The 26,441-nt window shown below is 44.7% G+C and carries 21 protein-coding genes; 16 read left to right on the plus strand and 5 right to left on the minus strand.

What is annotated here, in order from left to right:
• Positions 1 to 10 precede the first annotated feature (10 nt).
• From rnc to ftsY, 3 genes are all read left to right on the plus strand, one after another.
• Complete coding sequence (gene rnc, locus NYE35_RS14360; protein ID WP_038570606.1) at positions 11 to 715, plus strand: ribonuclease III; 705 nt, start codon at positions 11 to 13, stop codon at positions 713 to 715.
• 275 nt (positions 716 to 990) lie between these two features.
• Positions 991 to 4,560, plus strand: a complete 3,570-nt coding sequence (smc, locus tag NYE35_RS14365) for a chromosome segregation protein SMC (protein ID WP_094901809.1) — start codon at positions 991 to 993, stop codon at positions 4,558 to 4,560.
• Positions 4,561 to 4,596: 36 nt separating this feature from the next.
• The gene (gene ftsY, locus NYE35_RS14370) at positions 4,597 to 5,604 is read left to right on the plus strand and encodes a signal recognition particle-docking protein FtsY (protein ID WP_036686498.1); all 1,008 of its coding nucleotides are present in this window, start codon (positions 4,597 to 4,599) and stop codon (positions 5,602 to 5,604) included.
• A gap of 125 nt (positions 5,605 to 5,729) precedes the next feature.
• Here ftsY and NYE35_RS14375 read toward each other — a convergent pair whose 3' ends face one another.
• A complete protein-coding gene (locus NYE35_RS14375) occupies positions 5,730 to 6,608 on the minus strand; it encodes a DUF1835 domain-containing protein (RefSeq protein WP_076213221.1) in 879 nt (292 codons plus the stop codon).
• Positions 6,609 to 6,962: 354 nt separating this feature from the next.
• Here NYE35_RS14375 and NYE35_RS14380 point away from each other — a divergent pair, with 354 nt between their 5' ends.
• The 4 genes from NYE35_RS14380 to NYE35_RS14395 all read left to right on the plus strand — a co-directional run bounded on the left by NYE35_RS14380 (position 6,963) and on the right by NYE35_RS14395 (position 11,347).
• Positions 6,963 to 8,426: a circularly permuted type 2 ATP-grasp protein gene (locus NYE35_RS14380; protein ID WP_036686502.1), complete on the plus strand. Its 1,464-nt coding sequence runs from the start codon at positions 6,963 to 6,965 to the stop codon at positions 8,424 to 8,426.
• A gap of 75 nt (positions 8,427 to 8,501) precedes the next feature.
• Positions 8,502 to 9,455, plus strand: a complete 954-nt coding sequence (locus tag NYE35_RS14385; RefSeq protein WP_036686637.1) for an alpha-E domain-containing protein — start codon at positions 8,502 to 8,504, stop codon at positions 9,453 to 9,455.
• Positions 9,452 to 10,318 (plus strand): transglutaminase family protein, encoded by an 867-nt coding sequence (locus tag NYE35_RS14390; RefSeq protein WP_036686503.1) that lies wholly within the window; start codon positions 9,452 to 9,454, stop codon positions 10,316 to 10,318. Before NYE35_RS14385 ends, NYE35_RS14390 begins: the two co-directional genes overlap by 4 nt.
• 219 nt (positions 10,319 to 10,537) lie before the next feature.
• Positions 10,538 to 11,347 carry an SDR family oxidoreductase gene (locus tag NYE35_RS14395; protein ID WP_036686506.1) on the plus strand — a complete coding sequence of 270 codons (810 nt, stop codon included), beginning with the start codon at positions 10,538 to 10,540 and terminating at the stop codon, positions 11,345 to 11,347.
• Here NYE35_RS14395 and NYE35_RS14400 read toward each other — a convergent pair.
• Complete coding sequence (locus NYE35_RS14400) at positions 11,339 to 11,815, minus strand: SRPBCC family protein (RefSeq protein WP_038570612.1); 477 nt, start codon at positions 11,813 to 11,815, stop codon at positions 11,339 to 11,341. The genes NYE35_RS14395 and NYE35_RS14400 overlap by 9 nt on opposite strands.
• Positions 11,816 to 12,128: 313 nt before the next feature.
• Between NYE35_RS14400 and NYE35_RS14405 the strand changes: the two genes are divergently transcribed.
• Together NYE35_RS14405 and NYE35_RS14410 are read left to right on the plus strand one after the other, a co-directional pair.
• Positions 12,129 to 12,272, plus strand: a complete 144-nt coding sequence (locus NYE35_RS14405; RefSeq protein ID WP_341121409.1) for a hypothetical protein — start codon at positions 12,129 to 12,131, stop codon at positions 12,270 to 12,272.
• A gap of 1,161 nt (positions 12,273 to 13,433) precedes the next feature.
• Positions 13,434 to 13,832 carry a DnaJ family domain-containing protein gene (locus tag NYE35_RS14410; RefSeq protein WP_038570613.1) on the plus strand — a complete coding sequence of 133 codons (399 nt, stop codon included), beginning with the start codon at positions 13,434 to 13,436 and terminating at the stop codon, positions 13,830 to 13,832.
• A gap of 138 nt (positions 13,833 to 13,970) precedes the next feature.
• Here NYE35_RS14410 and NYE35_RS14415 read toward each other — a convergent pair whose 3' ends face one another.
• Positions 13,971 to 14,393, minus strand: coding sequence for a GNAT family N-acetyltransferase (locus tag NYE35_RS14415; protein ID WP_036686651.1), 423 nt, complete (start codon positions 14,391 to 14,393; stop codon positions 13,971 to 13,973).
• A 137-nt stretch (positions 14,394 to 14,530) separates the two neighbouring features.
• On the opposite strand from NYE35_RS14415, the gene hrpB reads away from it, so the two are divergent.
• Positions 14,531 to 17,023, plus strand: a complete 2,493-nt coding sequence (gene hrpB, locus NYE35_RS14420) for an ATP-dependent helicase HrpB (protein ID WP_341121411.1) — start codon at positions 14,531 to 14,533, stop codon at positions 17,021 to 17,023.
• 97 nt (positions 17,024 to 17,120) lie between these two features.
• Positions 17,121 to 17,705, plus strand: coding sequence for a general stress protein (locus NYE35_RS14425; RefSeq protein ID WP_051491471.1), 585 nt, complete (start codon positions 17,121 to 17,123; stop codon positions 17,703 to 17,705).
• Positions 17,706 to 18,439: 734 nt separating this feature from the next.
• Here NYE35_RS14425 and NYE35_RS14430 read toward each other — a convergent pair.
• Positions 18,440 to 19,330 carry a LysR family transcriptional regulator gene (locus NYE35_RS14430; RefSeq protein ID WP_076101816.1) on the minus strand — a complete coding sequence of 297 codons (891 nt, stop codon included), beginning with the start codon at positions 19,328 to 19,330 and terminating at the stop codon, positions 18,440 to 18,442.
• A 113-nt stretch (positions 19,331 to 19,443) separates the two neighbouring features.
• Between NYE35_RS14430 and aroC the strand changes: the two genes are divergently transcribed.
• From aroC to NYE35_RS14455, 5 genes are all read left to right on the plus strand, one after another.
• Positions 19,444 to 20,499, plus strand: coding sequence for a chorismate synthase (gene aroC, locus NYE35_RS14435; protein ID WP_036686655.1), 1,056 nt, complete (start codon positions 19,444 to 19,446; stop codon positions 20,497 to 20,499).
• A 160-nt stretch (positions 20,500 to 20,659) separates the two neighbouring features.
• Complete coding sequence (locus tag NYE35_RS14440; protein ID WP_038570616.1) at positions 20,660 to 21,517, plus strand: NAD-dependent epimerase/dehydratase family protein; 858 nt, start codon at positions 20,660 to 20,662, stop codon at positions 21,515 to 21,517.
• A gap of 35 nt (positions 21,518 to 21,552) precedes the next feature.
• Positions 21,553 to 21,747, plus strand: coding sequence for a hypothetical protein (locus tag NYE35_RS14445; RefSeq protein ID WP_036686658.1), 195 nt, complete (start codon positions 21,553 to 21,555; stop codon positions 21,745 to 21,747).
• Positions 21,748 to 21,809: 62 nt separating this feature from the next.
• Entirely contained in the window at positions 21,810 to 24,455 is a 2,646-nt protein-coding gene (locus NYE35_RS14450) for a LuxR C-terminal-related transcriptional regulator (protein WP_341121414.1), read from the plus strand.
• A 102-nt stretch (positions 24,456 to 24,557) separates the two neighbouring features.
• The gene (locus NYE35_RS14455) at positions 24,558 to 25,496 is read left to right on the plus strand and encodes a GNAT family N-acetyltransferase (RefSeq protein WP_341121417.1); all 939 of its coding nucleotides are present in this window, start codon (positions 24,558 to 24,560) and stop codon (positions 25,494 to 25,496) included.
• A 36-nt stretch (positions 25,497 to 25,532) separates the two neighbouring features.
• Here the strand turns inward: NYE35_RS14455 and NYE35_RS14460 are convergent, their stop codons facing one another.
• The gene (locus NYE35_RS14460) at positions 25,533 to 26,423 is read right to left on the minus strand and encodes a GNAT family N-acetyltransferase (RefSeq protein WP_340960296.1); all 891 of its coding nucleotides are present in this window, start codon (positions 26,421 to 26,423) and stop codon (positions 25,533 to 25,535) included.
• Positions 26,424 to 26,441: the final 18 nt, after the last annotated feature.

Consider the following 26,441-nt stretch of genomic DNA (forward strand, 5'->3'; position numbering starts at 1 on the left):
GGACAGTGCGGTGAAAGGAGAACTGAAGCAGTTACAACAGCAACTTCAAATCCAATTTCACGATTCTGTGCTTCTGAAGCAGGCCTTTACCCATGCATCCTATGTGAATGAACACCGTTTCAATCAGCATCAGGACAATGAGCGTCTCGAATTTCTTGGGGATGCAGTTCTGGAGTTAACGGTTTCTGAATATTTGTACAATCTATTGCCAGACCGACCTGAGGGAGAGTTGACCAAGCTGCGGGCCGCTATTGTATGCGAGCCTTCACTGGTCAAATTTGCGGAGAGTTTAGGTTTTGGCCGTTATGTACTGTTGGGCAAAGGGGAAGAACTTACGGGCGGACGTACTCGCCCGGCCCTGCTGGCTGATGTATTCGAATCCTTCGTGGGAGCGCTTTATCTCGACCAAGGACTGGAAACGGTGCGAAGTTTTCTTGATAATCACGTATTTCCTCTGGTGGAGACGGATGGGAAATTGCAAATGCAGATGACCGATTATAAGACGGAACTGCAAGAGCTAATTCAGCAGCACAATATGGGTACATTGGAATATCGAATTATAGAAGAACGGGGACCCGCACATGAGCGTGAATTCGTCTCAGAGGTGTATATGGCTAACCGTTCACTTGGTAAAGGAAGCGGCCGGTCCAAGAAGGAAGCAGAGCAGCAGGCAGCGGCAGCTGCACTCTTGCATCTGAAAGAGGACGGTGCCTGAGTTTTGCATCAAGGGGACAAGCGGAGGAGAGCAGCAAAGGTCTGAATACCGGCGTTTAGGCGGAGCTCAGACCGTTGCTGCTCTTTTTCGACAATATAAGAACTTATATGTTCCACGTTATAAAGTAGCCTTCTATTTCTCGCTTAGACACTTGCTGTCCTTATAGGGAAGGTAAGCGGAAGGCGTTTATGCTTGAAGGATAGAATAAGCTGCATCTTAATGGTTTTTTAGGGTACAAACGCTATGGTATAATGGGTCAGAGGTGATTGGCAAGTATGTTTTTGAAACGGATAGAATTAGCTGGTTTTAAATCATTTGCCGACAAAACAGAAATGGAATTTGTGCGCGGTATAACGGCTGTAGTTGGCCCGAACGGAAGCGGCAAAAGCAATATTTCTGACGGCATACGCTGGGTACTCGGCGAACAGAGTGCTAAATCACTGCGTGGCGGCAAGATGGAGGATATCATTTTTGCTGGAAGTGATGCGCGTAAAGCCGTGAATTATGGCGAAGTATCACTTACGCTTGATAATGAAGATCACACACTTCCGCTGGATTTTAGCGAAGTTACAGTGACTCGGAGAGTTCATCGCAGTGGAGATAGTGAATATTTAATTAATAAGCAATCCTGCCGTTTGAAGGATATCACAGAGCTGTTTATGGATACCGGTATCGGACGTGAAGCCTATTCGATTATCGGGCAGGGTAGGATTGAAGAAATTCTAAGTACTCGTTCCGAAGATCGGCGAGGCATCTTTGAAGAAGCATCAGGTATTGTAAAATATAAATCGCGCAAGAAAGACGCAAGTCGAAAGCTGGATGATACCGAGCAAAACCTGCTTCGTATTCATGATTTGATCAGTGAGCTTGAGGATCAGATTGGGCCACTTAAGGATCAGTCCGAGAAAGCTATCCGCTTTAAGGAACTTCGCGAACAATTAAAACATCAGGAAATTTCAGTATACGTACACCAGATTGAAGGCATTCATACCGCTTGGCAGGAAGGTAACGCAAAGCTTGAAACGTTGAAGGACGAGCAGCTGGAGCTGTCTACCGTTGTTTCGGCGCATGATGCCAAGCTGGAGAGCGGACGCTCTGAACTGCGCACACTCGAAGCACAGATCGAGAAGCAGCAAGAGCAATTGCTGCGTTATAGCGAAGCATTTGAGAAGAGCGAAGGTTACGGTGAAGTGCTGAGGGAACGCAAGCGAAATCTGGAAAGCAATCGTGAGCAGTTAATGCTCACGTTAGGTTCGGTTGGCGAGCGTTCTGCAGATCGTCAGCGTGAAGTCGTGGATCTGGAGCTTAAGCTTGAACAATCGCGGCTTAAGCTTGTGGATCTTCGGAAACAGATCGAAGATGAAGAGACAAGGCTTGAAGGTGTGGCAGACGGGATTAGCCAGAGCCAGGAAGAAAAGCTCAAAAGTGCTCTTTTGGAGTTAATGAACCTTATGGCGAATGCACGTAACGAAATTCGTTACGCGGATCAACAGAAGGAGAATCTGGAACGTCGTATGAGCCGCAGTGAAGAAGAAAGCGGCAAATGGACAGCCCGGCATGAAGAGTTGGCTGCCAACCAGAAAGGGCTGAAGGACAAGATTGCCCAGCTAGGGAAGGAACTTAGCAATCTTCGCGGGACTTACATCACTGAAAGTGAACAGCTCAGTAAACGTCAGAAGCTGATTGAAGAAACACAGTCCGGTCTTCGGAAGTGGGAACAGAAGCGGGAAGCGCAAGTCTCTCGTCATGAGACCATGAAAGAGATGCAGGATGATTTCGATGGCTTCATGCTTGGGGTTAAAGAAGTGCTCAAGGGCGCCCGCAAAGGACAGCTCAACGGAGTGCATGGTGCGGTTGCAGAGCTGATCTCCGTTCCGGAGAAGCTGGAAATGGCGATTGAGACTGCTCTAGGTGCATCACTTCAGCATGTAGTCATGGATAATGAGACTGTGTCCCGCCAAGCGATATCATTTCTAAAGCAACGTCAGCTGGGACGAGCTACCTTTCTTCCGCTAGATGTTATCCGGCCGCGCCAGATTTCTGGCAGTGACCGTGGTATGGTGGGTGATGCTGACGGATTTGTTGGAATTGGTTCCGAACTCGTTGGTTACGATGATAAATATACTAGCATTATCGGCAGTTTGCTCGGCAATGTGGTTATTGCGGAGAGCTTGGAGCAAGCGAACCGCATTGCCGCTAGATGCCAATATCGTTATCGGGTAGTTACACTGGAAGGCGATGTAGTTAATGCCGGCGGTTCGATGACCGGGGGTAGCCAGCATAAGAAGAACAATAGCTTGCTTAGCCGCAAACGTCAGCTGGATCAATTAAGCAGTGAAATTGAAGAAAGCGAACGTCAAATAGTGAAGCTGAAGCAAGGCATTGCCAGACTTCGTGAGGAGCAGGAGAACGCTAGCGTGAAGCTGGAGGACCTGCGCCGTGATGGTGACGAGAAGAGACTGGAAGAGCAAAGAGTCTCCGGTGATTTGAAGCAGCTCGAGCATGAGCTTCGGCATGTGCAGGAGCAAGTGGAGAGCACAGGTGCGGAACGCAGCGGCTTTGAGAGTGAAGTACGTGCGCTTGAAGAGACGCGGAAACAAGCCACTGCTGAGCTTGAACGCCTTGAAAAGGAAGAAAAGGAAGCCCATGAGGGTATCCGTAACGCTGAATCTGCGCGTAAAGCGAATGAATCAGCTAAGGAAGAGCTGCAAGGCAAGTTGACCAGTATGAAAGTCTCGGAAGGCAAGCTTGATCAGGAGATATTCTCCTTGGAGGAGCAGTTACGTCGCCTTAGACAAGATGTGGGTTCACAGGACAAGGAGCTGCGCCAGAATCGAAATCTGTTACATACGATAGAACAAGATCTGGCTAACAATGCTTTGGAAGCTGTGAAGCAGAAGGAAGATTTGAACAGTTACCGGTTGAAGAAGGAAGAGACGACAGGAACTTTGGATTTTGCCCGGGCTGAGCGTACAGCGTTAACCCGTAAGCTGGAACTTGAGGAAGGCAAGACTAAAGACCAACGTCAGGCCCTTAAAGTAGTGGAGGACAAGCTGCGTGCCACTGAAGTTTCTGTTGGTCGACTCGATGTGGAGCTGGATAATATTCTCCGCAAGCTGAGTGATGACTACGAGCTAAGTTATGAATTAGCGAAACAGAGATATCCGGTGCCTGAAGATGTACCTGCCGCACAAGCCGATGTACAACGTTTGAAACGCAGTATTTCTGCGCTAGGTGAGGTTAACTTAGGGGCGATCGAAGAATATCAGCGGGTCCATGAACGGTATACGTTCCTCAGTGGACAAAAAGATGATCTAGTCGAAGCTAAGACTACTCTGTATCAGGTAATCCGTGAGATGGAAGATGAAATGTCCAAGCGTTTCAAACAGACCTTTGATGCGATCCGTAAACAGTTCGGGACCGTGTTCTCAAAGCTGTTCGGAGGCGGGCGAGCTGATCTTATGCTGCTGGATCCGGAACATATGCTGGAAACAGGTATAGATATCGTAGCCCAACCACCGGGTAAAAAATTGCAAAATCTGCAGCTCTTATCCGGCGGCGAACGCGCTCTAACTGCGATGGCGTTATTGTTTGCTATCCTGCAAGTGAAGCCAGTTCCGTTCTGCGTATTGGATGAGGTTGAGGCTGCACTCGACGAAGCAAACGTTGTTCGTTTTGCACAGTACTTACGCGAGTTCTCTGAACAAACTCAGTTCATCGTCGTTACCCACCGCAAAGGAACGATGGAAGAGGCGGACGTGTTATACGGAGTAACGATGGAAGAGGGCGGCGTCTCCAAGCTCGTCTCAGTACGTTTAGAGGATGAAGAAGCTGAGATTGCTTAAATTCATCAAAGAAGAGAAACTTTTAGGAGGAACCAAATGAGCTTTTTTAGAAAATTAAAAGAAAGCATTTCCGGCAAAACGGAAAGTGTAACGAAACAATTCCGCGACGGATTAGAGAAAACCCGTAAAGGTTTTGTAGAGAAGGTCTCCGACCTTATCATCCGCCGCAAAAAGATAGATGAAGAGTTCTACGAAGAGCTGGAAGAGATTTTGATTGGTGCAGACGTGGGTGTAAACACTGTTATGACCCTTGTCGAGGATTTGCGTGCCGAAGTGAAGCAAAATCGGATTGAAGATGCTGCCGAGCTGAAGCCGATTTTGTCCCGTAAGCTTATGGAGCTGCTGCGCGGAGATGATGATAACAGCCTGAAGGAAAATCCGAATGGAATTACAGTTATTTTGTTCGTTGGGGTTAATGGCGTGGGCAAGACGACTACCATCGGCAAGCTGGCTCATCGTTACAAACAAGAAGGTAAAAAAGTTCTTTTGGCTGCAGGGGATACGTTCCGTGCCGGAGCGATTGAGCAGCTTGAGGTTTGGGGCCAACGCGCAGGCGTAGATGTCATTAAACAACAAGCAGGCTCTGACCCGGCGGCTGTAATGTACGATGCGGTGCAAGCGGCTAAACAGCGCAATGTGGATATCTTAATCTGCGATACTGCTGGCAGACTGCAGAATAAAAGCAATCTGATGGAAGAGCTCAACAAAATCTTCCGCGTTATTCAAAGAGAAATCCCAAGTGCTCCACATGAGGTACTGATGGTGCTAGATGCTACGACAGGTCAAAATGCACTTACACAAGCCAAGTTATTTGGTGAAAAGAGTGGCGTCACTGGCTTGGTCTTGACGAAGCTGGACGGTACGGCTAAAGGCGGAATCGTTGTAGCGATTCGTCAGGAAATGAATTTGCCGGTGAAGTTTGTAGGTCTTGGAGAAAAAATGGAAGACTTGCAGCCATTTGATTCGCAGCAGTTCGTACATGCTCTTTTTGCTGGATTAATTGCCGAGGAAGAAGAGTCAGAAGAATCGGAAGAGCAAGTGTAATCAACAGCACAATATAATCATAAAGAAGTCATATTTACAAGGAATGTCCTCGAAGCTATATTTAGTTTAGGAGGGCATTCCTTTTCTTTTTTATAAAGGGTTTGTCCGTCATTTTGTAGCAACTGCTAAGCGACTCTTAGAAAGTATAAATGCATCGCGTAAGGGATCCCTTTAAATAACAGCTTTCCCTCACTAACTAGCCTCCAGAAGCGATATTCTATGAATGAGGTACTGATATACAAATTCCATTGCCCTATAATTGCGCCTACAATCAGACCTGCATTTACGTAGCCTTCTCTTTCCTCACACTGTTGAAGTTGCAGAATTAAAGAAAGAATTTCTTCGTCATAGTAACTCTCGGGAACATTCATAAGCTGGCCATCAACCCAAACTCTAAGCATATCCTCGGTGTTGCTTATTTTTTGCCACTCTAGTTCATACTGTTTTCTTTGAGCGGAGGTGACAGGGGATATGTTTTCGGTGATTTTTATAATTTTATGCACAGCTTCGTTTGGGAGCTGACTAAGTGCTCTGGGATATAATCCGATTTCAAATGGAGCGGCAATCTCCCTATAAGCCTTGACGGGATCAATAACATGAATAGGTTGCGTCCTCTCATTAAGAATAGAAAGCGCAAATCGTAAACCTGTCTGATCATGGGAGTTGTCTCCGCACCAAATAGTGATTTTTTTGTCCTCGGGAATTTCTTTTAAGGTCTGTATCACGGCTTCCAGTTTGTGCTGGGGATTGAGATGATAACCATGATCCGGAAATCGTTCCTGAAACCATAACTCACGGGTATGATAGCCTTCATTATTATGTAATTCACGCAACGGTCCAGCAGAGAATGTCTCATTAAATGAAAGTACTCGTATTAAATGGCGATAACCCAAATGACTAAGGGCTACCTTCATTGACCCCGCTTCCGATAGACCAAATAACAGATAAATGTGATTCCGCCTAAGCTCTTCCTGCTCAATTGACATAGTATATTTGTGCTCCATAGGTCACTCTCCCATCGCAACAAATTATACCATACTCAATGAATCCACATCCTCAGGCAACTATATAAAAAATACATTATATGAAAAATTCATAATAGTAATGCTTGTCACACTTCCTGCATACAATTCAATGATGAATGTACATTTCATCTCCGGCAACCTATATAAGAGAGAAAGGAAGCGATTCCAAAAAATACAAATACCTCTGGAATCACATTTCTCTGTTATATATGTTGACATGAACAAGTGGGTTTACGTATTATGAGAATATAAACCAATATTTTCATGGATGTTTTCTGAAATTAAAGTATAAGTTGTTAACAAAGATTACATCTATCGAAAGGAGTCGGGCTCATGTCCAAATTAGATCCTCTGCCAGGTCTGTCTCCGTATCCATTACAGCATTTTTTCGATGAAATGTATGCTGATAAGAGGAATGTCCGGCCGCACTACAGACATGTGAACCGCATGTTTTCCGGAATGAGCTCCGAAGAGCTGCAAGGGAAGCAAAATTTAATGCAGCGTAGGATGATGGAAGAAGGAATTACCTTTACGCTTTACAATCCAGCTCAAGATCATCCTATGGAGCGAACGATCCCCTTCGATATGATTCCACGTATAATCCCTAAGAATGAGTGGGAGAGGCTAGAAGCTGGAATAATTCAGCGTATCACAGCTTTGAATTTGTTCATTCATGACATCTACCATGAGCAATACATTGTTAAAGATGGCATCGTCCCTAGGCGTATGATTATTTCCAACTGTTACTTCCGGCCAGAAATGTCAGGTCTGCGAGTGCCCGGTGGAGCTTACATCACCACCTCAGGAATCGATCTGATCCGCCATCACGATGGGCATTATTATGTACTTGAAGACAACCTGCGAACACCCTCCGGCTTTTCCTATCTTTTTAAAGGCAGAACACTTATGAATCAATTGTTTCCTGAATTGTCCTTTGCCAGCTCCATCCGAGATGTAGATCATAGCTTAAATCGCTTCTTATCCGTGCTTCGTAGTCTATCTCCATCAAGGAGGTCAGATCCGGTTATAGCACTCCTAACGCCTGGAGAATACAATTCTGCATATTATGAACATGCTTTTTTGGCACAGCAGATGGGTATACATTTGGTCGAAGGACGAGATTTGGTAACAAAGGATCACAAAATATATCTGAAAGAAATGAACGGATTACGTCGAGTGGATGTGCTGTATCGTCGGTTGGACGATGATTACATTGACCCGCTAGCCTTTCAACCTGATTCTTTACTGGGTGTAGCAGGACTTATGAATGCTTATAGGGCAGGCAACATAGCGATTGCTAATGCTCCGGGAACCGGTGTTGCAGATGATAAAGCGATGTATGTCTATGTACCGGATATGATTCGTTATTATCTGAATGAAGAGCCGATCCTTGGCAATGTGCCGACGTATTTGTTGTCCAGACCCGATGAACGCCTGTATGTTCTTGAGAACCTATCCGAAATGGTTGTTAAGGAAACCTCATTATCCGGAGGATATGGGATGTTGATCGGAAGCGAGGCAACCAAAGAAGAATTAGCCGAGTTCCGAATGAAAATTATTGCCGATCCGGACCGTTATGTGGCACAGCCAATTATGTCCTTGTCCAGAGCACCCGTATTGTCGGGAGGCACTATGGCACCCCGGCATATCGACCTTCGGGCTTTTGTATTAATGGGCGCAGACCGGAAGCCACATGTCATACCTGGCGGATTAACACGAGTGGCTATGAAAGAAGGTTCATTGGTTGTGAATTCCTCGCAAGGTGGTGGCGTAAAGGATACTTGGGTTATGGCGTGATCTATTATCTTGTAAGCCTTGATTGTGAATCAAAAATATGCAGCATCAATTTGGAGGATAAAGGAGTGGCTAAAGATGCTGAATCGAAATGCGGAGGCTTTATTCTGGATCGGCCGATATATTGAAAGGGCAGAGAATCATGCGCGGCTAATCAATGTACATTATCATATCCAGCAGGAAGAGGATTTTCAGGAAGAAGGACATAAATGGTCGAGGCTTATCGATGCATTAGGGGTTCGAAGTGAATATTTACAGCAGTTCGAAACCTTTTCTGAACAGGACGTGTTATCCTTTATTACACTTGATTTAGGCAATTCGAATTCATTATTCTCTTGCGTACATCATGCCAGAAATAATCTTCGCACACTGCGCCAGCATCTTCCAAGTGAGCTATGGGATGTCGTCAACAGCTTTAATCTATGGCTTGGTGAGCGGTCAGTTGCTGATATTATGAGTGGTCCACATCATTTCTACCAGCAGGTGAAGGAACGTGCAGCTATGTTTCTAGGAGCAGAACAATCCGTAATGCTTAGAGGGAATGAATGGCACTTTATAGAGAGCGGCCGTTTTTTGGAACGGGCCGAGAATACGACGCGTATTTTGCAGGCAGTTATAGCCTCTTGCCGTTTCAAAGAGCTTAATGCAATCTATATTCAGTTACAGGCTGTGCTTAAATCCGTAAGTGGGTATCAGGCGTTTCGCCGTTATTATGCAGATGCCATGTCACCGGAGAGCATTTTAGATTTTTTGATCGCGAATCCCAAATTCCCACGTTCGATCCGCTTTTCTTTTCACCAGCTGGAAGAACATTTAGCTAGGCTTGAACTGGATTCCTCAGAAAAAGGCTCAGGTCATGAGAAGGTCATCCGTCAAGCAGGAAAGCTGAAGGCAGAGCTGGATTATATGGAGAAAGAAGAAATGTCTGGTGAGCTGGTGGAAGATGTACTGCAATCACTCGTAATATCTTGCCAGAGACTGGGCAAAACGATGGAGGGCGCCTTTTTTCGGCGAGAAGGAGTATCTGTATGAAGATTCAAATCAATCACACCACCACATACAGTTATCCAGAGCCAGTTACGGACAGTGTCAATGAAATCAGACTCACCCCTCGCACCAACTATCGGCAATCCTGTTATCACCACGAGGTTGAAGTATATCCGGCAGCTAATCTATTAACGTATGAGGATTTCTTTGGTAATCGGGTGCATGCCTATTCGGTTAATAAGCCACATACGGAAATGGTAATCCATACGAAAGCTACTGTAGTAACACTGGATAAATCTCAAGGTACCGATCTTCCGCGAACCAGCCTTGAAGAGCAAGTTAAACTGCTAAATGATGAGAAGTTTCAGAACCGATACATTGAGTTTATTTTGCCGACCCGTTATACCGAGGTGACTCCTGAATTGGTAGAGTTCGCCTCACAGTACCCTTTTAGTGAAGCTGAAGATATGTATCAATGGATTCTGAGGTTATCTTCGACGATTTATGAACAGTTCACCTATGATCCTGAGGCAACAAGCGTAAATACAACGGTAAAAAAAGCCCTGAAGCTCAAGCGGGGTGTCTGTCAGGATTATGCTCATCTTATGATCGCTGTCTGCCGCAGTGTGGGTCTGCCTTCAAGATATGTTAGTGGATATCATTTTGTCGGTGATCTACAGAGCAGCAATGCCAATTTCGAGCAGGCTTCACATGCTTGGGTGGAGACCCATATTCCGGGTACGGGCTGGCTTGGTTTTGATCCGACGAATAATGTTGAAGTGAACTGGCGTTATATCAAGCTGGGTCATGGACGGGATTATAAAGATATAGTACCTGTAAAAGGGGTATATCGCGGCGGAGCAGGCACACTGACTGTAAAAGTGGACGTACGCAAGCTGGACAATTGAATTGAAATAATCGAAACATCGAACATCGAACATCGAATCAATCAAAAAAATCAAAATATTCGAAACAAACTCTCCGCTCATCTTATTGAATGGGGAGATTTTTTTGTGCGGCGTGCTTAAATTATGAAGATTTATGAACGAGATGATTCCATTACAGGTTTATTTGGGTAATCTTGATCCATAGTACTTATCTTACAGACATTAGAGGAGAGATTACATATGAGCCCAAACATATCTAAGAAACAAAGATTTATTGGAAAAACAGCGATTATAACCGGAGCGGGCTCGGGAATTGGCCGTGCTACCGCTATTAAGCTGGCGCGGGAAGGTGCAAATGTAGCATTGTTTGATTTAAATCTTGAAAGAACCTCTTCCTTGGCAGAAAAGCTTAATAAGCTTCGAAAAGATTGCGCGCTGGCCATAGAGGTAGATACTTCGGATGAGAAAAAGATGGAGGAAGCCGTACGTTGTACGGTGGAACAATTCGGAGGCGTGGATGTAGTATTCGCTAACGCGGGAATTAATGGCGCTGTGGGTCCGATAGAAGAACTAAGCTTGAGCGACTGGGAGCGTACGATGTCGGTGAACTTGACGGGGACTTTTTTGACTCTAAAATATACTATTCCTCATCTGAAAGATAAAGGGAAGGGCAGTATTATTATTACTAGTTCCATTAATGGGAACACTAGATTTGCCAGCTTTGGGTGGTCTACTTATAGCACTACCAAAGCTGGACAGGTGGCTTTTGCCAAAATGGCAGCTCTCGAGCTTGCTAAGTTTAAGATTCGTGTGAATGTGATCTGCCCTGGGGCTATTGCTACGAATATAGATGAAACCACTGAAATGAGCGAGGATGTTGAAGCAATCGTCATTCCAATTGAATTCCCTGATGGAGCGCAACCCTTGGCGGATGGACCGGGCAAGCCGGATAATGTCGCTGATCTCGTTGCTTTTCTGGCTTCGGATGAATCTATCCATATTACAGGTGCGCAAATCGTGATTGACGGCGCGGAGTCCTTGTTATCCTAATTTCGAGATCGCTTCCCGGTATTGCTCGTACCATTTATTCCATTCGTCTTTCCGTGACTCCAGCGTCGTGCCTTCCAAAAGATGCTGGATCACTTCTAGACAAACATGCCAGCCAGCGAGATCACGTGGTGTATGCGGGGTAAGCGTTTGTAGTGTTTCGTTCAAGATGAGTAAACAGCCTTCTGAATTAGGGTATAACTCAAAACGAACAAGATCCTCAGCCCATGTAAACTCAAAAATAGATTGATGCTGTAGCGCGGTAATTTCCATATCCAAAAACGTTCCGTTTTGCATATCAAACTTTATAAGTCCGCCTTCACGCAGGTCCTCGATTTTTAATTCAGAGAACCATAAGGCAAGCTTCTCATTTTCGGTCAAATAGGACCAAATCTCAGTTGCGGAATGCTTTAACTGGCGTTCGAAACGAGCGACATAATGTTGATCTTCTTTTTGGATGTTAGCTAACATTTATATTTCTCCTTTGGACTACTGCGGTAGTCCTTTTTTTATTGAGTTGAGGCTCATTAGAAAGAGTATAGCAATCGCCTGTGTTAATTGCACGATCCGGCTGTGAGTTTGAAGACTATCTTATAGGGAATAGAGGGCAATAAAATAGCGGAAGAAATAAGGTCACAAGCAAGTCCCCGAGCTCGATTTGCGTACGGCGCGGAGTTAGTGTTGGCGGAGATAAGGGAGTGATGAAGGTGATAAGTGTGCAAGACGGGGGAAAGGGAGTGAAGACAGGGATAAGTGAGTGATGAAGGTGATAAGTGAGTGATGAATGGCGGAAGTAAACAGTAGCATTTTCGGTGGCGAGGATGCATCGGCGTTGCGGACCGTATTGCAGCTATTTGGTGTTTTTCGTGTTTTTATTAGCAGTATCGGACTGTATAGCTCTTATCGCCGCGACTTTGAACAAAAGTAGGGTGTGTTAGAGCGAATAGCTGCATCTGAGTCCGAAAGTAGAGCAAAAAGGCATGAATTTGCGAAATAAGGGCTTCTGGGTCCGAACGATCAATGGAGACGAAGATGTAATGAATGTATAATAAAGGATGTAGTATACGAGCAAGAGCTCCAGGGTCCGAACGTTTTACGGTGGCGAGTGTGCGCTAATGTATCGGACTGTATTGCAGCTATTTGGTGTTTTTCGTGTGTTTATTAGCAGTATCGGACTACATAGCTCTTATCGCTGTGATTTTGATTAAAAGTAGGGCACATATGAGCGAATAGCTGCAACTAGGTCCGATAGTACAGCGAAATGGACTGAATTTGTGAAATAAGGTCATCTGAGTCCGAACGATTCACGGTGGCGAGTGTGTGCTAATGAATGGGACTGTATTGCAGCTATTTGGTGTTTTTCGTGTGTTTATTAGCAGTATCGGACTGCATAGCTCTTATCGTTGCGACTTTGAACAAAAGTAGGGTGTGTTAGAGCGAGTAGCTGCATCTGAGTCCGAAAGTAGAGCAAAAAGGCATGAATTTGCGAAATAAGGGCTACTGGGTCCGAACGATCAATGGAGACGAAGATGTAATGAATGTATAATAAAGGATGTAGTATACGAGCAAGAGCTCCAGGGTCCGAACGTTTTACGGTGGCGAGTGTGCGCTAATGTATCGGACTGTATTGCAGCTATTTGGTGTTTTTCGTGTGTTTATTAGCAGTATCGGACTGCATAGCTCTTATCGCTGTGATTTTGATTAAAAGTAGGGCACATATGAGCGAATAGCTGCAACTAGGTCCGATAGTACAGCGAAATGGACTGAATTTGTGAAATAAGGTCATCTGAGTCCGAACGTTTCCCTGAGGCGAGTGTGCTCTAACGTTACGGTTATGGACTTAGAATATACTTAGCATACGATAGTTACAGAGTCCGAGCTGCTCAACTGTGCGACGAGGGGCAAGGAGCATTTGAGTGAATAGCTCGCCACACCTATAGTTAACGTATAGGCAAAATCTGAGAAAGCATTCCGGTAGCTTGATGCAAATCCTAAGTCTTTTATGCTAAAATTAACGCAATTCCGTAAAATATACTTTTGATTAGGCAGGGTTGATAATAGTGTGGCATTGGTGAAGGAGGCTGCGTATATGGGGATGATGTCTTGGTTAGCTGAGCAGCGGATTCAGGAGTCTATGCGTAACGGGGAATTTCGAGATTTACCTGGGCATGGCAAGCCGCTGGAGCTTGAGGATTTATCAGGTGTGCCAGAAGAATTACGGATGTCTTTTAAAATCATGAAGAACTCCGGACTTGTGCCTGAGGAAATCTCTCTGCGAGCTGAATGTGTTACGTTGGAAGGATTGCTAGCGGCGTGTCATAATAGCGGAGGTGCAGAAACCAGTGAGGGCAAGGCTCTGCGGTCAAAACTGTCTATGAAAAGACTGCGTCTACAGGAGCTATTACGTGAACGCGGCTTGGATAGTAACCCTGCTTTTATGCAATACAGTGCTCAAATACACGGACAGATGATAAAGGAAGAGGATTAATGCTGGTTAGGTTACTGCCTAAATACCTACGGTCATTTGGACATCAGAATAAATAGTGTAAAATAAAAAGGCATCTCTTGGTCGTTTTAGACAGAAGAGCTGCCTTTTTGCTTGTTGTGTGTAACTAATCATGTATGCTCATCTAATTTGTTTGAAATAAACCCATTCCGGGTCGCCATCATCTAAATTCTCAATGACTCCGCTTTTAACAAACCCTTGAGAAAGACATAGTTGCTGCATGATCGTATTGGATTCATTGGTGGAGGTGAAAAGCTTGGGGGTTGGGCATTGTTCCTCGATGTAGCTAAGGAGTGTTTTGGCTATGCCTAGGCGTCTGAACTCAGGATCCACAATGACCAGCTGAATAAAACAACATTCGAAAAAGGTGGTATCGTAGCAAGCAAATCCGACAAGCGTTCCATTATGCGATGCTACGTAACACTGCTCATGATTGATATATTTTTCAATCTTCGATTTGCGGCTTTCATTGCCAATGATCTTGCTGTCTACTTTGGTGAGCATGGGTAGATCTGAAATTGTAGCTTTTGTTACGAATATCATAGTAAGTCTCCTTATTAATATTATAGAGGGTATGGATGGTAAGTCTTGATCTTTAAGGTTTTTTCACATGATGAAGATGATCTAAGATAACTTCTAGGAAAATTATAACATATGATTATAGACGATGGAGAGATAGAATGAAACAACTTCCGATTATACAGGTGCTTCCTGACCTGAAAAACATACTTAACACTGCGCAGGCAGCAGTACTTATCGCTGAACCGGGTGCAGGCAAAACAACTGGAACGCCTCCGGCGTTTTTGGACGAACCCTGGATGGCGGGTAAAAGCATTTTAATGTTAGAGCCTAGAAGGCTTGCTGCTAGATCTGCCGCCACTTACATGGCATCCTGCCTTGGAGAAAGTGTTGGACAGACGGTAGGTTATCGGATGCGGAATGACACTAAAGTAGGCAAAAATACGCGGATTGTTGTAGTCACTGAAGGAGTATTAACGAGAATGCTGCAAAGCGATCCTTCTTTGGGTGATGTGGGTTTAGTTATTTTTGATGAGTTCCATGAGCGCAGCCTTCATGCGGATTTGGGACTTGCCCTTGCACTGGAAGCACAGGCTGTGCTGCGGGAGGATCTAAGGATTCTTATCATGTCAGCTACCTTGGACAGTGAGCGGGTGTCTGCTTTACTAGGGGATGCGCCTGTAGTAAATTGTCCGGGCAGAACCTATCCTGTAGAAACAATCTATGTGCCAACTACTGGGATTCTTCCACTGGAAAAAACTGCTGCAGCTGCTGTGAGACATGCGCTTGCTGAACAACCCGGAGATATTCTCGTCTTTTTACCGGGGGAAAGAGAAATACGCAGAACTCAAAGTGAGTTGGAAAATGGGAGCTTGCCAGTTCCGGCAATTATTCGCCCTTTATATGGTCAGCTGCCACAAAATATCCAAGATGCAGCCGTGGCTGCATCTGTTCAAGGTGAACGAAAAGTAGTGCTTGCGACTTCTATAGCTGAGACAAGTCTAACGATTGAAGGCGTGCGAACGGTGATTGATACAGGGCAACGCCGTACACAGGTATTCTCACCACGCACAGGAATGCCGAGTCTTACGACGGTCCCGGTATCAAAAGCCTCCGCGGATCAACGGCGGGGACGTGCCGGACGGACAGCCCCAGGCGTGTGCTACAGGCTGTGGAGTCAGGAGGAGCATAATCGACTTCCGGATGACAATGTGCCGGAGATTATGCAGACGGACCTTGCGCAGCTTGCTTTGGAGCTGGCGCTGTGGGGCGTGCGCGATCCTGCCGCGCTATCTTGGCTTGACGCGCCGCCCGCTGCGCCTTATGCGCAGGGCACCGCGCTGCTGCGCCAGCTCGGCGCGCTGGACGCCGGCGGCGCCATTACGCCGCACGGCCACAGCATGGCCGCGCTTGGCGCGCACCCGCGAGCCGCGCATATGCTGCTGCGCGCGGCAGAGCTTGGCGCAGCACCGCTCGCCTGCCGGCTGGCGGCGCTGCTGCAAGAGCGGGACCTTTTCAAGGGTCCCGCGGCCCTAGGTTGCGACCTCACGCTCCGCGTTGAGGCGCTGCTCCGGTTCGAGCGCTCCGCTGATAGCGGCGGAGCGGACCCGGCGGCTCTGCGCGCTGTGCAGCGCGAGAGCCGCCTTTTCCTGGCGCAGCTGCAAGCCGCGCCGGGCGAGAACGTGAACGACATCAGCCGCTGCGGGCTGCTTCTGTCGTTCGCCTATCCCGACCGGATCGGGCAGAAACGCGGCGATGGCGCGTTTCTGCTCTCCTCCGGTCGGGGGGCGGCCATGCGGGAAGGACAACCGCTGGCCCGGTCACCTTATATCGTAGCTGCTTCGATCGATGATCGCGCTACACTGGGCGCAATTATGCTGGCAGCTGAGATAGAAGAAGGACAACTGCTTACCTATCATGCAGACCGCATCACCGAGGAAGCGGATGTGTATTGGGATAAAGAAAGTGGGAGTGTGAAGAAACGTCGTCGCACAATGCTCGGCGCGTTGGTCTTAAAAGAAACTTCACATGAAAGACCCTCCGCGGAAGAAACGGCAAATGTACTGTTAAGTGTCATCGCTACTGATGGCATTGAAATCCTACCGTGGGAGAAGGGAACCTTACAGCTTCGCGAACGTTTGATGTTTATGCATACCTTACGTTCAGATTGGCCGGATGTCTCAGATGTTGCTTTAATTGCTACGTTGGATGAATGGCTTTTGCCATATCTTCAGGGTATGAGGAACCTCCGCGACCTTCAGCGTGTACCGTTAGCACGGGTGCTTGAGGGGATGTTGGACTGGAATCAGAGGCAGATGCTGGAAAAGGAAGCACCTACACATATATCTGTTCCTAGTGGCTCGCGTGTGCCCGTAGATTATACTAATCCTGCTGCCCCGGTATTGGCAGTAAGATTGCAAGAGATGTTTGGACAGCTGGACACACCTCGAATTGGAGGGGGAAAGGTGCCGGTATTGCTGCATCTTTTGTCACCAGCTAGACGACCTGTGCAGGTAACCTCTGATCTAGCAAGTTTTTGGCGGGGGACCTATTTTGAGGTCAAAAAAGATCTGAAAGGACGGTATCCGAAGCAATATTGGCCAGATGACCCATTACAGGCTATTCCGACTAATCGTACACGTCCCGTAAAATAATTTATGGTACATATGCTCTTGAAATTTTTCCTTAGATGTTTGGTCTCCCGTTTAAAGGGTAATTACTAGCGAAGACAATTACTAAGGAGGGCTTCAAGTGACTAAAAAAATCGTAGGTATTTTCGACACAGAACAAGAAGCAACCAGAGCAATTGAAGGACTTCACAATCAAGGATTTAGTAATGATGAAATATCAGTAATCACACGTGATCGTGATGAGCTTAGAAACATCTCAGAGGATACAGGCACAAAAGCTCCAGAAGGAGTGGCGACAGGCGCTGCTACAGGTGGTGTAGTTGGCGGCGTTGCCGGATTATTAGCAGGGATCGGAGCATTGGCGATTCCGGGGATTGGACCGATCCTGGCGGCAGGGCCTATAGTTGCTACCCTTACAGGTGCAGCAGTTGGTGCAGGCGCAGGTGGATTAGTCGGCGGCTTGATCGGACTCGGTATTCCTGAGGATGAGGCTAAAGAGTACGAAGGTTATGTGGAAAGCGGCAAAATCCTTGTACTAGTCGATGATAATGGACGCGGCTATCAAGCGCATGATGTGTTCCGCGGCAACCGTTCGCTGAATACTCAGCGTTACGAAGGCGTCTATAACGAAGACACTAGACTAGGAAATTCGATGGCTAACAGAGCGGATCGGACGGCTGAAGTCTACAACCGCGATAAAATATAAACATTATAATAACCTGCTATAAAAGCGGTAAAAGGTTACAAGGAGCGATTCTCCGATTAATGGAGAATCGCTCCTTTGTGTTATTAGTCCATCGCGCCACCCGGAATCTCCCATAACTCATCCACTTTTGAGGCATAGGGACCCAGAGGACGCTATTGGCTAATCTTTAGCCTTTGCAGCAGGATTTCGGACTCCATGGACGCTATTCTATAGAATGAGGCTCATATTTGCTGTTTTTTATGCCAATAGCTGCAATGGGGTCCGATAGGGCTCCAAACATCGGATAATATTGCATTTAAGGTCCACTGTGTCCTTTGCTACTGTACCTGCATCGTTTCGGAGTGTCCCTATGCTGCTACGCCACGTGCTGTCTTTGTACTGCTACGTACACGCCCGATCACTGTGTCCTTATGCTGGAGGTGCATCGTTCCGCTGTGTCCTAATGCTGTTACGTACATGCAGGGTTCCCTAGAGTCCTTATGCTGCTACGCACGTGTTGTCTTTGTACTGCTATGTATGCGCACCCGATCACTGTGTCTTTTGCTATACATACGTGCATCGTTCCACTGTGTCCTTATATTGCTACGTAAGCGCACCCGGACTCTGTGCCCTTATCCTACTGGGCATACGCCCCTAGTTTGCAGCTACGAAATCCCCCGTTCCGCAGCGTCCTTATGGTTGCTAAGCATATGCCCCGTTCCGCAGTGTCCGTATGTGCTGCTACGTGCACGATCTTAATCAAGGATACGAAGCATGCGGACGAAAGAATCAGCTGCTACGGATAACCTCATATCGCGACGGATTGCGAATCCTATATTCCGGGGTGGAGGCGGATCATCTAATTGCAGCTCGAAAAGTTCTTCTTTTTGAATCTCCTCATTTACAAAAGAACGGCTAATAAACGCTACCCCGTAACCAAGTCTTGCGAATTCAGAGAGTAAATCGATGCTGCCCAGCTCTATATCTGGTTTAACGGACAAACCCTTACCAGCAAACCAATGATCAACAAACAGTCTGGTGCTGCTTTCTGGGGATAATAAAATAAAAGGTAACTCTGCAAGTTCTTTCGCCGTAAGCGAACGGTTTGCCAGTTGCTGAAAGGCTCGTCCCACTACAAAACAATCTTCAAGGGTGGCAAGCGTCTGAATATTTAATTGTGGATCGTCAATAGGCATATGGACGAGCGCACAGTCTATTTCGCCTTCTTTCAAACGTTTGGTGATCTCATGCGTTTTTCCGTGTGATAGCCGAATTCGTATACCGGGATATTGTTTGTGGAATGCGTTCAATTGCGGAAGCAAAAGATTTTTAATAAGGGAATCACTCGCTCCAATCCGAACTTCTCCTTCGTTTAACTGCTTTAGATTGTGAAGATGCTTTTGTGCAGAATCCAGCATGACTAAAGAGGGCTCAACATATTCCAATAACGCCAGTCCTTCCTCAGTTAGCTCTACACCTTTAGATAAACGATGAAATAATTTGAGTCCTAAAGAATCCTCCATTTGTTTAATGGCATAACTTACGGATGGCTGTGTAATATGCAATTCATTTGCAGCCTTTGTTAGATTTTTGTAACGAGCCGTATATAAAAAAATGCGATACCATTCAAGATTAAAGAATTTGATATAGATCACCTCTATGACAGTCTATTGAAAATGTGATTTCATTAATTGCAACAATCTTATTATAATTTGGATAGATAAATAATAAAAGAGTCGGCAATGGAGGTTTGAATATTATGGCAGGTAACACATTTGGGGAAGTATTTAAGATTACTACCTTTGGAGAGTCACATGGTGCAGCGGTTGGGGTCATAGTGGATGGAGTTACACCTAATGTTGAAATTGATGAAGCATATATCCAGAAACAGATGGATAGAAGGAAACCAGGCCAGTCCTCAGTAACTTCACCGCGTAAGGAATATGATGTTGTGCAAATACAATCAGGAGTATTCGAAGGGAAAACAACCGGAACTCCACTCTTTGTGGTCCTGTACAACAAAGATATGAAACCGGAGGCCTATAACGATATTCAGCATTCATTTAGACCCGGCCATGCGGATTATACTTTTTTGCAGAAATACGGAATTCGCGATCATAGAGGCAGTGGGCGGGCATCAGGCAGGGAAACAGCGGCAAGAGTAGCTGGCGGAGCGATCGCTCGGAAACTGCTTGAAAGAAGAGGAGTTGAGGTACTGGCCTACACGCAAGAGGTCGGAGGGATTAAGTGCCAAACCTTTGATGAAGATGTCATTGAACAAAATGCAGTCCGCGCCTGTGATGCTAAGGCAGGAGCTGAAATGATTAAAAAAATTGAACACTTAGCTTCGATTGGAGACAGCTGTGGAGGTATCGTGGAGTGTCGGATTAGAGGGGTTATTCCGGGTCTTGGAGAACCCGTATTTGATAAATTGGATGCAGAGTTAGCTAAAGCGATGTTATCTATCGGTGCTGTAAAGGGAATAGAGTTTGGAGCAGGATTCGAAGCGGCCTCTATGCTTGGAAGTGAACATAATGACGCGATGAATAAGGATGGATTTCTTAGTAACCATTCCGGTGGGATTATAGGCGGAATTAGCACAGGAGAAGAAATTATTTTTCGAATAAGTGTAAAACCTACATCATCGATTTCTGTTACTCAACAGACCATAAACACGAATGGTGAAGAAGTAGAGATTAAAACGGAGGGCAGACATGATCCATGTATCTGTCCGAGAATCGTGCCGGTTGTTGAAGCAATGGCTTGCTTGGTATTGGAAGATCTTTATAAAAGACAAGCTGCTATTTTTGGATAAAAACACTTTATGATAATGATTCAACTCAAAGATTGCACCTCTTAGCATGCTGTGAGGTGCAGTCTTTTTTGCATATGTGGTATCATATGGATAATCATTCAAATTATGCTTTAACTCTAGCTATGCCATAAGATACGGTACAGCAAAAAGGAGGGAATAGATGAAAATCTTTGTTGCAGGTGCTGCAGGTGTGATTGGACGGCTATTGCTTCCTAAGTTACTTCAAGCGGGGCATGAGGTTATCGGTCTGACCCATAAAGAAGAAAACAAAACAATCCTTGAGAGCATTGGGGCACAAGCGGTAATCGCGGATGTGTATGAGCGTGAGTCTATATTTGCGGCTATTCGCGCAGCTCAACCTGAAGTGGTGATTCATCAGCTGACTTCACTAAGTCAGCGGAATTTTGCAGATAATTCAAGGATAAGAATAGAAGGAACACGAAATATTGTCGATGCTTCATTGGCATCCGGGGTTGAACAGATCATTGCCCAAAGTATCTCTTGGGCATATGAAGCTGGTGAGGGACCTGCCACGGAGAATACTCCATTAGATACTAATGCTTCTGAATCACGGATGAGAACCATTGAGGGTATCCGCTCCCTTGAAAAAGCAGTCGCTGAGATTCCTAATCATGTGATTTTGCGGTACGGAATGTTGTACGGCCAAGGGACTTGGTATGATTCTGCAGGATTAATGACAGAAGAAATTCGGCATGGAAGACTGACAGCAACAGAAGCAGTTACGTCATTCCTTCATGTGGAGGATGCAGCTAACGCGGCGGCGCTTGCTCTGAACTGGCCTTCTGGTCCAGTCAATATTGTGGACAATGAACCTGCGCGAGGAATAGATTGGATGCCTGTTTTTTCAGAACTCTTGGGAGCTCCTGGACCTGCTTCGCAAATGGGCAGAGAAGGCTGGGAACGGGGGGCGTCCAATACAAAAGCTCGAATGGATTACGGATGGAGCCCATCTTACCCGTCATGGAGGTCAGGTTTTGCTCAGAGCTTGAAGGGTTAGAGAGATGAATCCTTACATGTAGAAGGAGAGATGACATGAGTAAATTAAAGAATTTTTCTTTAGTAGTCGTGAATTTAATTGCTGATCTATGGTTTGGAATTGTTCGAAAACCAGAGTTTTATGATAAGCACGCCGTTACTAGAACAAAGAAAGGGTATGTCCTGTTTGTAACTATGGCAGGCATTCTCGCAGTGGGTTCTGCTTTTTGGTTATGCTCGAGAATATATTAGAAAAAAGACTGCCAATTGGCGGTCTTTTTTTTAGATATTGGACGTCAGAAAGCTACAATGTTATGTTAGTATTTAATAGATGGTTAAAAATTGAATTTTTTAAAAAGAGGAAGGTTCCAATGAATTCTCCTACACCGAACCAACGTGCGCTCACTTATTCTCAACAATCTATAATTGCCTCACGAGTCACCATTCCAAAGCAGGCTCCTTATTATGTTCAGCGCATAAGATTAATGTCCAAACTCATGGATGAAAACCGTGCTAAAGTAACGCTTATTGCCGCCTCAGCTGGATTTGGAAAAACGACACTTGCGGCTGAATGGGCTCGCACTCATTCCGATGAGGTTGCATGGTTGTCACTGGAACTTGCAGATAACCATCTTGTACGGTTCTGGTTAAGTTTGCATAGCGCAATTGAGAGAATCTTTCAGCCCTATTTAAATCGCTGGGGATTGTTTATCCAGTCTGTTCGTGACGGTTCAGTAGAAACTGCGATTTCAATTTTACTAAACGATTTGCATACTCTTCCGGGTTCAAATACACTTATAGTGGATGATTATCATGTGATTACAAATCCATCGATTCATGAGAGTATGGGCTTTTTCCTCGGACATCTTCCGGCTAATGTGAAGCTTGTAATATTGAGTAGAACCCTCCCGCCACTCGCCTTATCCCGCCTAAGAGCACAACAGGAACTACTAGAATTAAGTAACGATGATTTGAGGTTTACGTTTGACGAAATAGATGAGCTGCAATCGCAATCCTTGAGCGAGCATCTTTCGCAAGAAGAGTTATTTTTGCTCGAGCAAAAAACAGAAGGATGGGTGGCGGGTTTGATTCTTGCCTTCCTCTCTTTTTCAGAGAAACAAGATCGTACGGCTTATATGAATGCTTTTTCAGGGAACACGCGCAATATCTTCGATTATTTATTGGATGAAGTCCTCTCTAGGCAGTCAGCCGAAGTACAAGAGTTTTTACTCGCGACGTCTATTCTGAATTCTTTTGCTCCTTCTCTAGCAGCAGCGGTACTGGAGCAATCGAATGCGGAGGCTCTATTACAAGAAGTTGAAGAAGCACGTCTTTTTATCATACCGCTGGATGACACTAGGAACTGGTTCCGATATCATCATTTATTTGTAGAAATGTTAAAAACAAGATTAAATAAAAAAATGAATATAGCAGATAAAGTAAAGCTACATAGAAGGGCAGCAATCTGGTACGACAAGGAAGGGCTGGCCTTGGAAGCAATCCAGCATGCCTTTGAGGCAGAGGATTATGCGTTTTCTGCATCATGTATGGATAGGCACTTCAATTCGATTATCAAAAATGGCGATGAATCTACATTGCTAGATTTACTAGATAAGTTGCCGATCAAAAATATGATTGTGCACCCTGATTTGTTTTATTTTCAAGCGGGTTCGATGGCTGTCGCTGGACGATCAGATGATGCCAAACGCTTTTTACAAAAGGTAGAACTTTTCATGGAAGAGGAATTTCTTATTCCGGAAAAAGAGCAAGCCCTAATTCAAATGCGGTTGGATCTGTATCGTGCTTCGGTTGCTTTTTATCAGGGGGACGTGGATACGTTCGTTGAGTTATTGGACCAAAACAGGGAAGGCATAGAGAGATTTGCATCTATCGTAAAAGTAGTGAATGTAGGAGAAGCCCTTTTACTTCGTGGCCCAATTGGTTTTGGTGGCAGATTGAACAAAATGGCTTATTTATCAGCTAAAGTATCAACCTCAGAAGAAAGAAGAACGTTGCTTCATTTTGCGTTACAGGGACATGGTTTTGTATTTTTGGCAGATCTTTTTTATGAATGGAATCATCTTAATGATGCAAGTGTTCAACTGGATAAGGCGCTTGTCATGTGTAATTCTTCGAAGCATGTGAGCGTGTGGGTGCCAGGGATTATTTTGCAATCCAAAATGTTAAAAGCATTGGGTCGTGGGGAAGATGCAGCGGAGGTTTTGCAGACAGCTATTGCGGAACTTAAGCAATATCATTCTCCCCGCTGGGAAAGATTGCTGGAAGCCGCATATATTCGAATTCAGCTCTCGCAAGGACTGTTAAGTAGTGGTGAAGAATGGCTAAAGAAAAGGCATATTAGTGCAAACGATAAACCTAATGTTGCCCGGGAATACGAACAAATCACGCTCGCGCGTATGCTGATGGCACGTCAAGCCTTTAGAGAGGTAATACCTTGGTTGAACAAACTTCTGAGTGAGGCTAGACGAACGGATCGAATCGGCAGCCAGATTGAGATTCTGTTGCTACTTGCTATATCTTATGAAAGTCTCAGTAAAGATAATCAAGCCTACGAGGTTTTAGAACAGGCCCTTGAACTCGCTGAGCCAGAGGGTTATATCCGTATTTTTCTTGATGAAGGACTGCCACTTATACGATTACTACAACACTGGTTAACTGCCAAGAGAGCAGCTTCCGGACATGATTATGTAAGTCAATTGATTCAGTCTTATCAGAGCGAGCAGATAGATAACGTCAATACTATAAATATTCATTTTACAAAAAGAGAACTAGAACTCATGCATCATATCGTTGATGGACTTTCAAATGATCAGATTGCTCGTCAATTATTCCTTTCTCCGGGAACTGTTAAAAGATATATTCACCATATTTATCAAAAGTTAGAGGTTAAAAACCGGGTACAAGCCGTTTCTATGATAAAAGAAAAGCATTTGCTTTAAATCGGCAAAAGATTAATATAACAGTTTATTACCAAACATTTACTTTAAGAAGTGATACTATGGAATACAGAAGGTGATAGGACTAGCGAGGAGGAAATGTAAATGCAATTAATGGCATGGTCTGAATACGAGATTTCATATGACTTAAATAATGATTATTCTATTCGTATGGCAGACTCGGAAGAATGGGGACTGTACTGTTCCATTTATTATAATATGCAATATAATGGTTTTTTTAAAGAAGAAGGGTTCAATTCTGCCCAAAGAAACGCTTTTTGGATCTATAGAGGTGAGTCAAAAATAGGTGGAGTAAGGATGTCGCCTAATCGGATATATCATTTATTTGTTATTCCACCTTTTAACGATACATTTGTGGTGCTGAAGCTATTAAAAAAGCTTTTGATTTATTGGTCAGATAGCACAAAACCTATAAAAACCTTCGAGGTTCTGCCAGACCAGGTTCAATTATTTGCGCGGGCAGGGTTTTGGCCTGATGAGTTCAGATGCCGTTGGATGCACCGTCCTACAGATCATTTTGAGGTCGAATGGAACGAAGAGTTAAGGATTGAAAGTCCTCAGATCGAAGATAATGGTATGGGCGCTAAACGATTTATTCTTGAAGAGCAGATCGCCGAATGTAACTATGCGAGCTTTGATGGAAGTCTTGAGGCAACAAGAAGAAAGAAATTCTCTTATGAAGATTTTATCCCAAGTGAAGAACCTAATTATACAAATGAAGTATTACTTACAGCGTCCACGCTTGTGTATGATAAGAAATCGGGACAGCTAATTGCGAATTGTCTCTTGGGTTTACAAGATGATTACGCAGCAGTTTACAGTATTGGTGTAATACCTGCTTACAGAGGAAAAGGGATTGCTACACGGATGTTGAAAAGAGGACTTAATCTCCTGACAGATAGGTATCCGATCCTAAGGTTATATGTCATGGAAGGTAATGACGCGGAGTCTGTTTATTTAAATCTGGGATTTGTCCCTGGAGTACAAGAGATACAGAGTATGTATATTCCTATGCACGATTAAGAAAGGCTGCCATGTGGCAGCCTTTCTTTTCGTTTACTAGGCATGAGAGGTGATAGGAAACATGAAATGTTGAGGGAGTTCTTTTAATAGCGGACGTATAAATAAGGTATCTTCACTCTGGGGAATTAATTCTGCCTTAACTTGATCGATTGGATAATCTGGTGTGAAATAAAAATGTATAACCTCAGTTTCCGGAGAAATAATGCTTTTCAATACTGTGTTGATATCAAAACTTGTTGTACTGATAATATCAAAAATATGAAGCTGATGATCCTCATGTTTAAAGATCACAATAACGTCAGCCTCTTCAATATAATAAAAGGAATCATGAAAAGGAAGAATAAAATAAAACAGCAGCTGATGTTCATTATTTATCACACTTAGCGCGGAGGATACCGGTGTTCTTTTGACTGCAAAATTTTTGATCATGCTAAAATCAACGGGGTTACCTATAGATAAAGGCCGCACAGAGTAGGTTGTAGTTGGCTGATTGCTAAGATGAGCAACGTTAAGTGAAAAGCTGCTTTCTTGCATGCGTTCAAACCCGAATTTAGGATAAAAATCCAAAGCGCGCTCATTAGCAAATAAGTAGAGGAAGTCGTATTCATGTTCGTACTTAGCGATAATGTGGTCTATTAATTTTCTGGATAAACCTTGCATACGATAATCAGGATGTGTCATCACCGTCCCAATTTGGATGGCGTTGTATTCTTTTTTGTTGATGAGAATAGTCATTTTATTAATAGATGCATTCGCAATGACGTGATCTTCATCGATAAAGGAATAACAAATATATTTGTCATTCCAGCCCCCTTGTTCATACCAAGGTTTAAAATCAATACCAAAGATTGATTGGGCTAAAGAATTGAAGCTAAGCTTATATTTATCGATGTGTTTATAATCGCTAATCAATTGATATTCATTCATAGTGTATACCTCTATTTC

Origin of the sequence: Paenibacillus sp. FSL L8-0494 (assembly GCF_038003695.1) — a bacterium.
Taxonomy (GTDB): Bacteria; Bacillota; Bacilli; order Paenibacillales; family Paenibacillaceae; genus Paenibacillus_AQ; species Paenibacillus_AQ odorifer.

Bases quoted from the DNA above. Each gene is read 5' to 3' on its own strand.
- NYE35_RS14390 (WP_036686503.1), top strand. From the start codon at position 9,452: ATGAAGATTCAAATCAATCACACCACCACATACAGTTATCCAGAGCCA.
- NYE35_RS14445 (WP_036686658.1), top strand. From the start codon at position 21,553: ATGAGTAAATTAAAGAATTTTTCTTTAGTAGTCGTGAATTTAATTGCT.
- NYE35_RS14450 (WP_341121414.1), top strand. From the start codon at position 21,810: ATGTTAGTATTTAATAGATGGTTAAAAATTGAATTTTTTAAAAAGAGG.
- NYE35_RS14415 (WP_036686651.1), bottom strand. From the start codon at position 14,393: ATGATATTCGTAACAAAAGCTACAATTTCAGATCTACCCATGCTCACC.
- NYE35_RS14400 (WP_038570612.1), bottom strand. From the start codon at position 11,815: ATGTTAGCTAACATCCAAAAAGAAGATCAACATTATGTCGCTCGTTTC.
- aroC (WP_036686655.1), top strand. From the start codon at position 19,444: ATGGCAGGTAACACATTTGGGGAAGTATTTAAGATTACTACCTTTGGA.
- hrpB (WP_341121411.1), top strand. From the start codon at position 14,531: ATGAAACAACTTCCGATTATACAGGTGCTTCCTGACCTGAAAAACATA.
- NYE35_RS14460 (WP_340960296.1), bottom strand. From the start codon at position 26,423: ATGAATGAATATCAATTGATTAGCGATTATAAACACATCGATAAATAT.
- NYE35_RS14455 (WP_341121417.1), top strand. From the start codon at position 24,558: ATGCAATTAATGGCATGGTCTGAATACGAGATTTCATATGACTTAAAT.
- NYE35_RS14440 (WP_038570616.1), top strand. From the start codon at position 20,660: ATGAAAATCTTTGTTGCAGGTGCTGCAGGTGTGATTGGACGGCTATTG.
- smc (WP_094901809.1), top strand. From the start codon at position 991: ATGTTTTTGAAACGGATAGAATTAGCTGGTTTTAAATCATTTGCCGAC.
- NYE35_RS14380 (WP_036686502.1), top strand. From the start codon at position 6,963: ATGTCCAAATTAGATCCTCTGCCAGGTCTGTCTCCGTATCCATTACAG.
- ftsY (WP_036686498.1), top strand. From the start codon at position 4,597: ATGAGCTTTTTTAGAAAATTAAAAGAAAGCATTTCCGGCAAAACGGAA.
- NYE35_RS14410 (WP_038570613.1), top strand. From the start codon at position 13,434: ATGGGGATGATGTCTTGGTTAGCTGAGCAGCGGATTCAGGAGTCTATG.
- NYE35_RS14385 (WP_036686637.1), top strand. From the start codon at position 8,502: ATGCTGAATCGAAATGCGGAGGCTTTATTCTGGATCGGCCGATATATT.
- NYE35_RS14375 (WP_076213221.1), bottom strand. From the start codon at position 6,608: ATGGAGCACAAATATACTATGTCAATTGAGCAGGAAGAGCTTAGGCGG.
- NYE35_RS14405 (WP_341121409.1), top strand. From the start codon at position 12,129: ATGGCGGAAGTAAACAGTAGCATTTTCGGTGGCGAGGATGCATCGGCG.
- NYE35_RS14395 (WP_036686506.1), top strand. From the start codon at position 10,538: ATGAGCCCAAACATATCTAAGAAACAAAGATTTATTGGAAAAACAGCG.